Consider the following 12,405-nt stretch of genomic DNA (forward strand, 5'->3'; position numbering starts at 1 on the left):
GTTGATGCGACCGGAACCACAAGAAGACAACTCCTTCGGACGCGTTAGAGGGACGTGAACATCGTTCCGACGCCTTTTGCGGGGGACGGCAGATGTCCCGAAGCGCCGACTGCCAGCACCAAATCGAATTGCGATCAGGCGCTGACAGGCTGGTGCTTCGCCGGCTCCTCTCGCCCGACCCTCAACCGGCTTGGCGCAAGGGGTTCTCGGCGAGCAGCGACAGGGCCTCGTCGTCGCTCATGGCGGCGGGTCGCTCGCAGCGCGAGGCGACGGCCAGGCTTCGGCCTTCTTCCGCGGAGCGCAGGATGGTGAGCATGACGTCGAGGATGTGGAAGGCCCACTCGCCGCTGACGCGCGGTGGGCGTCCGGCTTCGATCGCATGCGCCATCTCCGCAAGACCGAGTCCCCGGTAGTTGGCATGGATCGGCTTGGCCGCGGGATAGTTCGCGCGGCCAAAGAAGCGGTCGGCCATGTCCTGGTCGGACCAGGCGTCGCGATCGACAGCACGCTCGATGCGCCCCCCGAAGAAGTTCGGATCGGGAACCCGCAAGGAAGCCGTTTCGCCATGCAGCTCGATCGGCGCATGCGCGTGTTTCCAGACGTCCCAGCTCGCGAGCAACGTCACCTGCGCGCCGCTCTCGAAGCAGAGGACCGCATGGACCGTCGTCGGCACCTCGACCGGAATGCGCTGGCCGACGTTGGGCCCTTCGGCGGTGACGATCCGTTCCTTCAGTCCGATTCGACCAACCGCAGTAACGGTCGAGACCGGCCCGAGGAGCGTGACCAGAGCGCCGATGTAATAGGGCCCCATGTCCAGCACCGGCCCGCCGCCCGGCTGGAAGTAGTAGGCCGGTGCCGGATGCCAGTGCTCCATCCCGTGCGACATGATCGTGGCGACGCCCGAGATGACCGCACCGACCGTTCCGTCGTCTATCATCCGGCGGCAGGTCTGAAGACCGGGTCCGAGGATCGTGTCGGGCGCGGAGCCGACCTGCAGTCCCTTCTCCCGAGCCTTCATCACGATCGCCTCGCCATCCGCGCGCGAGGTCGCGAGCGGCTTCTCCGTGTAGACGTGCTTGCCGGCATCGAGTGCGCGGAGCGAAACGGCGGCATGCGCCTCGGGATTTGTGAGGTTGAGGACGATATCGACGTCGGACGATGCGTAGAGTTCGTCGAGCGTCATTGCACGGAGGCCGTACTGTCCTGCCCGTGCCTCCGCCGCTTCGGGCCGCATGTCGGCGCAGGCGGTAAACCGGATGTCGTTGAAGAGTGCGGCATTGCGGAGGTAGATGTCGGAGATCACCCCGCAGCCGACGAGGCCGATGCGCTGCACCATGGTCTCAGTTCCCCTTCTCGAAGCGCCCGAACGCGTCGATCGTCCGGCGCGCGAAACGGCTGAAGTCGCTCGGATTGTCGTGCTCGGCGATCATCAGGTCCGCACCGGCGGCACGGCCCCTGGCCCAGAGCGACGACCAGTCGAGCGTTCCATCACCCACATCGGCCCAGCCGTCCTCGTCGGTCCTGGTCTCGGCTTCGGCGATGTCTTTCACATGGAGAGCGGAGACCCGCCCGGAATAGCGCTCCAGCCACGCAGCAGGATCTTCGCCGCCGCGCACCACCCAGGCGAGATCGGCCTCCCACTCGATCGCGGAATCGGCGTCGAGGATGTACTCGAGCGGACGGCCGCCGCCCTCGACCTCGCGCAGTTCGAAGTCGTGGTTGTGCCAGGACGCCCTCAGACCCTCGCCCTTGATGCGCCGGGCAATGGCACCGATGCGCGCGCCGAAGTCGCGCCATCCCGCCGCGTCCTTCGGCCGCTGGTCCGGCACGACATAGGGTAGCACGAGGATTTCGTTTCCGAGCATGCGGGCGATCTCGAGCGAGCGGTCGAATTCGTTCTCCAAGAGATCGACGCTGAAATGACCGCTGCGGGCGGTCAGGCCGTTGGCCTCCAACTCGGCCTTCAAAGCCGGAACGTCGTCGTAGAGCCCGCGAAAGCACTCGACGTCGGTATAGCCGAGTTCGGCAAGTTCGCGCAGCCGATCGGCGAGCGGCGGTGCGTTCCGGGCGGAATAAAGCTGCATGGAGAAGGTCGTCATGAGGCGCTCCCTGTAACGAAAGAGATGGTGGCATCCGGCCATGGCGCAGCCGATGGACCGTCCGGGCGACCGTCGGCATCGCGTGGCGGCGTGGCGCGGTGGTTCGGGCCTAGAGGCGCGCGCCGTCGGGCGCGAAGATCGATGCCTTAGGCAGGTCGAGGGTGAAACGCAGCGCCTCGCCGACGCGGTGCCGGCTTTCGCCGTCCGTGCGGATCGCGAGCGGCTGGCCGCCGAGCCGGGTCCAGAGCAGGGTGTCGGCACCCATCGGCTCCACCACTTCGACCTTCGCCTCAGCCTCGACGAGCCCTGGCGCATCTGCGAAGCCGAGGCGGATGTGCTCCGGCCGCAGGCCGAGCGTCGCCTCGCCGAAGGGCGGTTCGCCGCCCGACACCTCGTAGCCCTGAAGCGGCAGCACGTCGGTGCCGACGAGAAACCGGCCGTTCTCGATCCGCCCTTCGATGAAGTTCATGGCGGGCGAGCCGATGAACCCGGCGACGAACCGGTTCACCGGGCGGCGATAGACCTCGCCCGGCGGGCCGATCTGCTGGATCAGGCCGTTCTTCATCACGACGATCCGGTCGGCCAGCGTCAGCGCCTCGATCTGATCATGCGTGACGTAGATCATCGTGTTGCCGAGGCTTTGGTGGAGACGCTTGATCTCGACCCGAAGCTCCGCCCGCAGCTTGGCGTCGAGGTTCGAGAGCGGCTCGTCGAACAGGAAGACGTCGACCTCGCGCACCAACGCGCGGCCGATGGCGACGCGCTGCCGCTGGCCACCCGACAACTCGGCCGGCCGCCGCTTCAGGTAGGGCTCGAGCTGCAGCATTTTGGCCGCCTTGGCGATCCGCGTCTGGATCTCGGCCCTCGACACCCCGTTCATCCGAAGACCGAAGGAGAGGTTTTCCTCGACGCTCATGCGCGGGTAGAGCGCATAGGACTGGAACACCATGCCGATGCCGCGATCCTTGGGTTCGGCCCAGGTGACGTTGCGGCCGGAGATCCAGATCTCGCCGTCTGTGATGTCGAGAAGCCCGGCGATCGCGTTGAGGAGCGTCGACTTTCCGCAGCCGGACGGCCCGAGCAACACCAGGAACTCGCCCTGCCGCACTTCAAGATCGAGCCCGTCGATCGCCTTGTGCGCGCCGTAGTGGATGTCGAGCTCGCGCACCGCGACGCTCGCCGGATGGACCGTGGATATCATCATCCCTTGACGCTCCCCGCTGCGATGCCCCGCACGAACCAGCGGCCGGACAGGAGGTAGACGACGAGCGGCACCAGCGCCGTGAGGATCGTCGCCGCCATGTTGACGTTGTAGAGCTTCTCGCCCTGGGCCGAATTGACGATGTTGTTGAGCTGAACCGTCATCGGCAGGTTCTCGCGGCCGGCGAAGACGAGGCCGAGAATGAAGTCGTTCCAGATGCCCGTGACCTGCAGGATCACCGCCACGACCAGCATCGGCGTCGACATCGGCAGCATCACGTGGACGAAGATCTGCCAGAAGCCGCCTCCGTCGATACGGGCGGCCTTGAACAGCTCGACCGGCAGCCCCGCGTAGAAGTTGCGGAAGAGAAGCGTCATCACCGGCAGGCCGAAGATGACGTGGACCAGCACGATGCCGGGAAGCGAGCCGTAGATGCCGAGCGTCGAGAAGATGCGCACCAGCGGATAGATGAAGACCTGATAGGGGATGAAGGCGCCGAGCAGCAGCACCACGAACAGGATGTTCGCCCCCTTCACGCGCCAGAGCGATAGGGCGTAGCCCGTCACCGACCCGAGGGCGATCGATGCGATCACCGATGGAATCAGGATCTTCACGGAATTGAGGAAGCCGACCTGAATGCCGGAGCAGTCGAGCCCTGTGCAGGCGGTGGACCAGGCGGCGACCCAGGCCTGGAAACCGGGATCGGACGGCCATGCGAAGATGTTGGCAAGGCGCACCTCATCCATCGTCTTCAGCGAGGTGACGACCATGATGTAAAGCGGCAGGAGGAAGAAGGCCGCCGACAGCCCGAGGAAGGCGTAGAGGCCGACGCGGCCTGCGGTGAGCCGACGAGGCCGGCGGCCGCGATGGGCCGCGGCGCGATCGAGCGTTGCGGGCGAAATCGTATCGATCGCAGCCATCAGGCGCCTCCCCTCTCCTTGCGGAAGTATTCGGCGTAGATCCACGGCGCGAGCACGCATAGAACTGTGACGAGGAGGACGGTCGAGGCCGCCGCCGCGAGACCGATATTCTGCCGCTCGAAGAGGTAGTCCATCACGTATTTCGCGGGCACCGCTGTCGAGGTGCCGGGACCGCCGTTGGTGAGAGCCACCACGAGATCGTAGACCTTCACCACCGCGATCGAGAGCAGCACGACGGATGTGATGATCATCGGCTTGAGCAGCGGCAGGACGATCGACGTGTAGACGCGCCAGGGCGGGATGCCGTCGACGCGCGCGGCCTTCCAGAGGTCCTCGTCGACGCCGCGAAGGCCCGCCAGCATCAGCGCCATGACGAGGCCCGCGGACTGCCAGACGCCGGCGATGACGACGGCATAGATCGCCATGTCGCGCCGCACGACCCAGTCGAAGCGAAAGCTCTCCCAGCCCATCGCCTGCACCGCTTCCTGGATGCCGAGCGTCGGGTTCATCATCCACTGCCACACGAGGCCGGTGACGATGAAGGACATCGCGTGCGGGTAGAGAAAGATGGTGCGGAGCCCATCCTCGCCGCGCACGCGCTGGTCGATGGCGACCGCGAGGAGGAAACCAAGCACAAGGCAGAAGCCGATGAACAGCACGCCGAACAGCGCCATGTTCTGCAGCGAGATCAGCCAGCGCGCATCGCCGAAGAGGCGCTCGTACTGCTGCGTGCCGACCAGCGTGTTGACCGGCAGGAGCCGGGAGCCGGTGAAGGACATCCAGACCGTCCACCCCATCGTGCCGACATAGGCGAAGAGGACGATCAGGATCGTGGGGGACAGCGCGACGACCGGAGCGGCCGAGCGCAGGGTGCGCGTCGCCATGGGCGGGCCTCCTTTTTCAGCGTTCGGTCAGGCAGCGGGCCGCCGCGACGACGGCCCGCGGTCCGCTCAGTCGGCCGAGCCGATCACGGAGGCGAAATCCGCCGCGAAGTTTTCGGGCGTCGCCGCCGGATCGTTGAAGTAGGAGGTGATCGTGTCCTGCAGCGCGCCCACCGTGTCGGCGGAGACGTGGAAGTTGACCGAAGGTACCTGGTTTGCCGGATCTCTCACGAGTTCGGCGCCGCGGCGCGCACAGGCGTCCATGCCCGACACGTCGACATCGGTGCGCACGGGGATCGAACCCTTCTTCTCGTTGAAGGCGATCTGCGTGGCGGGATCTAGCATCGTTCGGGCCAGAAGGTTCTGCGCCTCGGTGGCGGCACCGCCGCCGAGCTTGGGAAACACGAAGACGTCGCCGCCCATGACGTAACCCGTCTCGCCCGGCACGAGCGCACAGCCGGCATCATCGCCCGGCGTCATGCCGGCGGCGATGAAGTCGCCCTTCGCCCAGTCGCCCATGATCTGCACGCCGGCCTGACCCGTGATGACCATGTTGGTCGCGTCGTTCCAGTTGCGGCCTGGCGCGCCGGCGTCGACATAGTCGCGCATCCGATGAAAGGTTTCGGCGACCTTCTGGAACGCCTCGGAGGTGATCGCCTCCTCGTCCTTGTCGCGATAGACCTTCAGGAACAGGTCCCTGCCGCCCTGCCCGAGCAGCACGGCGTCGAAGACGAGCGCTTCCTGCCAGGGCTGGCCGCCCCAGGCGATCGGCGTGACGCCGGCGGCCTTCAGCTTGTCCATATCGGCGAAGAAGGCGTCGAACGTCTTGGGCGCCTCGGTTATGCCGGCCTTCTGGAGCGTTGCGGTGTTGTAGAACATCCAGTTGTGGCCGTGGATGTTGACCGGCACCGCATAGAACTTGCCCTCGCGCGAGGCCGCGTTGACGATCGGCGCGGGGATCACGTCGCGCCACTTGCCCTCGCCTGCCACCGTGTCGAGATCGACCAGAAGGCCCTGACCAACGAGGTCGTCGAACTGGCGGCCGGTGTTGAACTGTGACGAGGTGGGCGGATTGCCGCCGACGATCCGGTTGATGGCGGCAGCCCGCAGGTTCTGCCCTCCGGCGATGGCCGCGTCGACCCAGGTGCCTCCGGCCTTCTCGTAAGCATCGGCGAAGACGCGGACACCCGCAGCCTCGCCACCCGAGGTCCACCAGTGCATGACTTCTGCACGGTTCGGTTCCTGCGCCGCCGCCCCCGTCAAATGGGCGCAGAGCATCGTGGCGCTCAAAAGAGCGCCGCGCATCAGTTTCGACATGGTATCTCCTCCCAGAGACGTCTCGTTCGACTGATGTAATCGATTACAAAACCGAGGCTATTCGACATGGTAATCGATTACAAGTATGCCATGCTGTAATTCGTCATTGCGGAGCAGCATCACGTGAATGGGAGGCAGGCCACAGGGGCCGGACGGGGCGCACGGATTGGCGATGTCGCGGTCGAGGCTGGCGTGTCCACCGCCACGGTCAGCCGCGCGCTCGCAAGCCCCGATCAAGTGAGCCCGGAACTGCGGGCCCGCGTTCAGGCGGCCGTCGCCAAGCTCGGTTACACGCCGAATGCCGCAGCGCGGCAGTTGCGCATCAAGCGCAGCCGAACGGCGTTGGTGGTGACGCGGCGTCGCTGGAGCGCCCCGTTCTTCGCCGAAGTCCTGCGCGGACTGGACGAGGAGTTTTCCGCTGCTGGCTACGCGATGGTCCTCGGTAACGTCGATGAGGACGGCGGCGAACGCAGCCGTCAGCTCGTCGACATGATGTTCTCGGGCACGATCGACGGTGCGGTGCTTCTGTCGGGCCGTGTCGCCGCAGCCGACGGCCGCACGATGTTCGAGGCGGGCCTCCCGCTGGTTTCGCTCTGCGCCGCGATCGAAGGCACGCACACGATCCTGACCGATGAGGGCGAGTGCATCGCACGCGGCGCCCGCGAGCTTCTGAGGCTCGGCCACCGCAATTTCCTGTATCTGCCGGGGCCATCCGACAACTACAACGAGCAGGTGCGCTGGGCGGCCCTGGCGGAGGTCTTTGCGTCGGCCTCGACGGACGCCACGGTGTCCCGCGCGGAGCAGTGCGATTTCTCCCTCGCAGCCGGCGTTGCGGCCGCAAGGGACTTCCTGTCCATGAAGCAGAGACCGACGGCCGTCATCGCCGTGTCGGACGAGAACGCCATCGGCTTCCTCCAGACGGTGCAGGAGGCGGGCGTCGGCGTCCCGCACGACGTGTCCGTTCTGGGCTTCGACGGCATCGAATTTGCCGACTTCTGCCGCCCGACACTTTCGACCATCCGCCAGCCGCGCCTGGAACTCGGCCGGGCCGGTGCCCGCATCCTCCTCAAGGCGATCGAGTCGGGACCGCCCTTGTCGCTATCGCGCGAGATCCTGCCCAATGAGTTGCAGTTCCGCGGATCGACCGGACCGGTCTGCGAGACCTGACCGGTCGAGTTTGTGGCGGGTGTCGAAAGCCGGATCTTCGACGCAATCGATGGCATGTCCTCCGGCGTCGAACCGGTCGTGACGCTCAGTCGCTCGACCGCGCCGAATGCCTGACGGCCCGCCCGTCGCTGCCGAACAGCCGCAGCTTCTCCGGGCTGGCGGCCAGACTCACGGCGGTACCTCGCGCCAGCTCGACGCTGCCCGGTAATTTCGCGACAAGCGGCTCGTCCTCACGGCCGACGTCGACATAGACCAGCGTCACCTCACCGAGATCCTCGGTCAGCGTCACCGTTCCCTCCACCAGCGCCGCCTCACCCGCAGCCGCCAGGGAGAGATCTTCTGGCCGAACTCCGAGATGCAGTTCGCTCCCTTCACCGGGTGGCGGTGCCAAGGGTACGCGAACAGTCCCGCCCTTCAGCGAGAGACCTCCGCCGGACGACAGCAGCGGCAAGATGTTCATGGCCGGCGAGCCGATGAAACGGGCGACGAAGAGATTGTCGGGATCGTTGTAGAGTTCCAGCGGCGTGCCGACCTGCTCGACATGGCCCTTGTTCAGGACCACGATCCGGTCCGCCAGCGTCATCGCCTCCACCTGATCGTGGGTGACGTAGATCATGGTCGTGTCTGGCATGCGCTCATGCAGGCGGGCGATCTCGATGCGGGTCTGGACGCGAAGCGCCGCGTCGAGGTTCGACAGGGGCTCGTCGAACAGGAAGACCTTGGGGTCGCGCGTGATGGCGCGGCCGATCGCCACGCGCTGGCGCTGGCCGCCTGACAACGCCTTCGGCAGGCGGTCGAGATAGGGCTCGATCTGCAGGATCTTCGCGGCCTCGCGCACCCGCCGGTCGATCTCGCCCTTGGACTGCCCTTTCTCGAGCGTCAGGCCGAAGGCCATGTTGTCGTAGACCGTCATGTGCGGGTAGAGCGCGTAGGACTGGAACACCATGGCGATGCCTCGCTCCTTGGGCGTCGCCTCGTTGACGACGCGACCGTCGATCGCGAGCGTGCCGCCGGTGATGTCCTCCAGTCCCGCGATGGTCCGCAGGAGCGTCGACTTGCCGCAGCCGGACGGGCCGACGAAGACGACGAACTCGCCGGACGGAATATCGAGGTTGATGCCGTGCAGCACCTCGACCGACCCGTAGGCCTTGCGAACGCCGGTGAGCTTGAGATGGGCCATCGGTTCTGCCTCCCCGTCAGTCGAGTTGGATGAAGGCGGCGCCATGCCGCGCGAGGTTCAGTCGCGATCCCTCCAGCCGGGCGCCGAGAGCGCCGGTTTCGGAGAGGAGCCGCACGGCGCCGAGATCATGGGGCAGCGCAAGATCCGCGGCTTGGCGCGACAGGTTGACGACGCAGAGCAGGCGTTCCGAGCCGGCCGTCCTCGTGAATGCGAGGCAGCCCGCCCCGAGGTCGAGGAAGGCGATATCGCCCTTCACCAACGACGGATGCCCGGCGCGGAAGGACAGGAAGCGGCGATAGGTTTCGAGCAGCGAACCTTGCCGTCCCTCCTGCCGATCGACCGCCAGAGCCAGATGCTCGGCCGGGATCGGAAGCCAGGCGCGCGCGCCGTCAGTAAAGCCGGCATTCGGCGCCTCCGCCTCCCAGACCATCGGCGTGCGACAACCGTCGCGCCCCTTGATCGTCGGCCAGAAGCGCTTTCCCCAAGGATCCACGATGTCTTCGAAGGGAATGTCGGCTTCCGTCAGCCCGAGTTCCTCGCCCTGATAAAGACAGACCGAGCCGCGCAGGCTGAGAAGCAGCACGGCGGCCAGACGCAGGACGGCGTCGCGGTCCTCCTCCCCCTCCGCCCAGCGCGTCGCGTGGCGCGTCACGTCGTGGTTGGAGAAGGCCCAGCAGGCCCAGGCATCCGTACCCCCCTCGATAAACCGCTCGATTACCGGACGGATGTCGTCGATCGAGGGTAGCCGGGTGTTCAGGAAGTCGAATGCGTAGCTCATGTGGAGCCGGTCGCCGCCTTGCGTGTATTCGCGCATCAGCTCGACGCCGCGGATCAGCTCGCCCACCTCTCCGACGGCAGCAGCCGCAGGGTACTCATTGAGAAGCGCGCGAAAGCGCTCGAGGAAGGCAAGATTCTCCGGCCGGTTCTTGTCGTAGACGTGGTCCTGACGATTGTACGGGCGGTCGCGCGGCGCGGTGCGCTCGTTCCAGTCCGCCTCGGCGAGCGGCGGGTTGTCGCGAAGCCCGGCGTCGTGGAAGTAGAAGTTCACCGTGTCCAGCCGGAAACCGTCCACCCCCCGATCGAGCCAGAAGCGCACGACGTCCAGCATCGCGTCCTGGACCGCCGGGTTGTGGAAGTTGAGATCGGGCTGCGAGATCAGGAAGTTGTGCAGGTAGTACTGCTGCCGCCCGGCATCCCACTCCCAGGACGAGCCGCCGAAGTTCGACATCCAGTTGCTCGGCGGCGAGCCGTCCTCCTTGGCGTCGGCCCAGACGTACCAGTCGGCCTTCGGATTGGTACGGTCGCGCCGGCTTTCGACGAACCAGGAATGGCGATCCGAGGAGTGCGAGAGAACGAGGTCGATCATGACCTTGAGGCCGAGGCGATGGGCCTCCGCCACCAGCGCATCGAAATCGGCCAGCGTCCCGAAGATCGGATCGACGTCGCGGTAGTCCGACACGTCGTAGCCGAAGTCGTCCATCGGCGATGTGAAGAAGGGCGAGATCCAGAGCGCGTCGGCGCCGAGCGCGGCGATATGGGAAAGACGCTGCGTGATGCCTGGAAGGTCGCCGATCCCGTCGCCGTCGGAGTCCTGGAACGAGCGCGGATAGACCTGGTAGATCACCGCGCCGCGCCACCAGTCGCGGTCGGGAGCGGGCGCCGTCGCGGCGAGCGCGGCGGTCGCGGGCGTCGGGAAGTCGAGCATGGACATCAGCCCTTCACTCCGCCCGCCGTGAGGCCGGAGATGATCTTGCGTTGGAAGATGAGGACGAGGACGATCAGGGGCACCGTGACGACGACGGAGGCGGCCATGATCGTGCCCCACGGCGTTTCCTGCTCGGACGCGCCCGACAGGAGCGCGATGGCGACCGGCACCGTTCGCGTGTCGTTGTTGGCGACGAAGGTCAGCGCGAAGAGGAACTCGTTCCAGGCAGCGATGAAGGCGAGGAGGCCCGTCGTGACCAGCGCCGGCCACATCAGCGGCAGGAAGACGCGGCGAACGATGGTGAAGGGCGAGGCGCCGTCGACGATCGCCGCCTCCTCGATCTCCACCGGAAGGTCGCGCATGAAGGTGGTGAGCACCCAGACCGTGAACGGCAGCGTGAAGATCATGTAGGCGAAGATCAGCGAGAAGAGGGTGTTGTAGAGCCCCATCCAGCGGATCATCTCGAAGAGACCGGCCAGCACCGCGATCTGCGGAAACATCGACACACCAAGGATCGTCAGCAGCAGGAGCCCGCGCCCCCGGAACGGCACGCGCGAGAGCGCATAGGCGGCGGTCACGGCAAGGAACAGCGAGATCGCCACCACCGACACCGCGACGAAGAGCGAGTTCAGGATGTTCTGCAGGAACGTGCCGCTGCTGAGCACGCCCTCGTAGTTGGCGAGCGTGATCGCGCGCGGCAGGTAGTCGATGCGGAAGAGGTCGGTGCCCGTCTTCAGGCTGGTCAGGATCGCGTAGTAGAACGGAAAGACCGAGAAGACGACGATGGCGATGACGAGGGCGTAGAAGCCGACCCGCCCGGCCGTGCGCTGGATCGTGCGCGCGCTCATCACTTGCCTCCCTCGAGATTGAGCCGCGCCGTCTTGATGTAGAGAAGCGTGATCATCGCGATCACGAGGAACAACATCGTCGAAGCGGCGGACCCTTGGGCGAAGTTGTCGAACTGGAAGAGGTTCTCCTGTGCGTAGACGCTCATGGTCTTGGTCTGCGGATTGTTCGGCGTCAGCACGTAGATGAGGTCGAAGACGCGCAGGGCGTCGAGCGCGCGGAAGATGACCGCGACGAGGATCGCCGGGCGGATCAGCGGCAGGGTGACACGGAAGAAGACCTTGATCGGATTGACCCCGTCGATCTTCGCCGCCTCGTAGACGTCGCCAGGCACCATCTGGAGCCCGGCGAGGATGAGGAGCGCCATGAAGGGCGTGGTCTTCCAGACGTCGACGATGATGACGGCGATCATCGCCGTGTCCGGCGAGGCCGTCCAGGCGATCGGCGCCGAGATGAGCCCGAGCTTGACCAGGATGTCGTTGAGGATGCCGAACTGGTCGTTCATCATCCAGGCCCACATCTTGGCCGAGACAATGGTCGGGATCGCCCAAGGGATGAGGACGGCGGCGCGCACGAAGGCGCGGCCCTTGAACTCGGCGTTCAGCACCAGCGCGAAGATCAGACCCAGCACCGTTTCGATCGAAACGGAGATGACGGTGTAGCGCACCGTGTTCCAGACGGCCTGCCACCAGACCGGATCGGCGAGCAGTCCGAAGGCCTCGCCCTCCCCGCCGCCGTAGTCGACCCATTCGTAGTAGTTGCCGAAGCCGATGAAGCTGGCACCCTCAAGGTCGGAGAGGCGCGCGTCGGTGAGCGAGAAGCGGATCGTCTGCAGGAGCGGCCAGGCGGCGACCAGCGCCAGCACGAGCAGCATCGGCAGGAGAAACAGCCACGCCGCGCGCCGGCGCTGCGACGAGAGCGCCGAGCGCCGCGCCGGAGCGGCCTCGGCGCGAAAGGCGGCCTTGGTCGGAGGAGCGCCGGGGGTTGTGCTGGACATGGGACAAGCGCCTCGCTGGAAACGGGAAGCCTCGGGCGCAGGACCGCAAGAGGCCGCGCCATGCCGAGGACAAGCGAATGAGGCTGCGATCC

At 66.3% G+C, this 12,405-nt stretch carries 11 protein-coding genes; 1 reads left to right on the plus strand and 10 read right to left on the minus strand.

The window, feature by feature from the left end:
- Nucleotides 1-181: 181 nt before the first annotated feature.
- From BM175_RS00325 to BM175_RS00350, 6 genes are all read right to left on the minus strand, one after another.
- Complete coding sequence (locus BM175_RS00325; RefSeq protein ID WP_090958004.1) at nt 182-1,336, minus strand: Gfo/Idh/MocA family protein; 1,155 nt, start codon at nt 1,334-1,336, stop codon at nt 182-184.
- Between the two features lie 4 nt (nt 1,337-1,340).
- Nucleotides 1,341-2,099, minus strand: coding sequence for a sugar phosphate isomerase/epimerase family protein (locus BM175_RS00330; RefSeq protein ID WP_244545808.1), 759 nt, complete (start codon nt 2,097-2,099; stop codon nt 1,341-1,343).
- A gap of 109 nt (nt 2,100-2,208) precedes the next feature.
- A complete protein-coding gene (locus BM175_RS00335) occupies nt 2,209-3,303 on the minus strand; it encodes an ABC transporter ATP-binding protein (RefSeq protein WP_244545809.1) in 1,095 nt (364 codons plus the stop codon).
- Nucleotides 3,300-4,220 (minus strand): carbohydrate ABC transporter permease, encoded by a 921-nt coding sequence (locus tag BM175_RS00340; protein ID WP_090958008.1) that lies wholly within the window; start codon nt 4,218-4,220, stop codon nt 3,300-3,302. Before BM175_RS00340 ends, BM175_RS00335 begins: the two co-directional genes overlap by 4 nt.
- Complete coding sequence (locus BM175_RS00345; RefSeq protein ID WP_090958010.1) at nt 4,220-5,104, minus strand: carbohydrate ABC transporter permease; 885 nt, start codon at nt 5,102-5,104, stop codon at nt 4,220-4,222. Before BM175_RS00345 ends, BM175_RS00340 begins: the two co-directional genes overlap by 1 nt.
- Nucleotides 5,105-5,170: 66 nt before the next feature.
- A complete protein-coding gene (locus BM175_RS00350; protein ID WP_090958012.1) occupies nt 5,171-6,418 on the minus strand; it encodes an ABC transporter substrate-binding protein in 1,248 nt (415 codons plus the stop codon).
- 123 nt (nt 6,419-6,541) lie between these two features.
- Between BM175_RS00350 and BM175_RS00355 the strand changes: the two genes are divergently transcribed.
- Nucleotides 6,542-7,585, plus strand: coding sequence for a LacI family DNA-binding transcriptional regulator (locus tag BM175_RS00355; protein ID WP_090958014.1), 1,044 nt, complete (start codon nt 6,542-6,544; stop codon nt 7,583-7,585).
- 85 nt (nt 7,586-7,670) lie between these two features.
- Here BM175_RS00355 and BM175_RS00360 read toward each other — a convergent pair whose 3' ends face one another.
- From BM175_RS00360 to BM175_RS00375, 4 genes are read right to left on the minus strand one after another with little or no spacing between them, the layout of a single operon-like run.
- On the minus strand, nt 7,671-8,765 hold the full coding sequence (locus tag BM175_RS00360) for an ABC transporter ATP-binding protein (RefSeq protein ID WP_090958016.1): 1,095 nt from the start codon (nt 8,763-8,765) through the stop codon (nt 7,671-7,673).
- Between the two features lie 16 nt (nt 8,766-8,781).
- Nucleotides 8,782-10,476 carry an alpha-glucosidase family protein gene (locus BM175_RS00365; RefSeq protein WP_090958018.1) on the minus strand — a complete coding sequence of 565 codons (1,695 nt, stop codon included), beginning with the start codon at nt 10,474-10,476 and terminating at the stop codon, nt 8,782-8,784.
- Nucleotides 10,476-11,318: a carbohydrate ABC transporter permease gene (locus BM175_RS00370; protein WP_090958019.1), complete on the minus strand. Its 843-nt coding sequence runs from the start codon at nt 11,316-11,318 to the stop codon at nt 10,476-10,478. The genes BM175_RS00365 and BM175_RS00370 overlap by 1 nt, the downstream gene beginning before the upstream one ends.
- A complete protein-coding gene (locus tag BM175_RS00375) occupies nt 11,318-12,313 on the minus strand; it encodes a carbohydrate ABC transporter permease (RefSeq protein ID WP_090958021.1) in 996 nt (331 codons plus the stop codon). The genes BM175_RS00370 and BM175_RS00375 overlap by 1 nt, the downstream gene beginning before the upstream one ends.
- Nucleotides 12,314-12,405 lie beyond the last annotated feature (92 nt).

The organism is Aureimonas phyllosphaerae (genome assembly GCF_900113065.1).
Lineage (GTDB): Bacteria > Pseudomonadota > Alphaproteobacteria > Rhizobiales > Rhizobiaceae > Aureimonas > Aureimonas phyllosphaerae.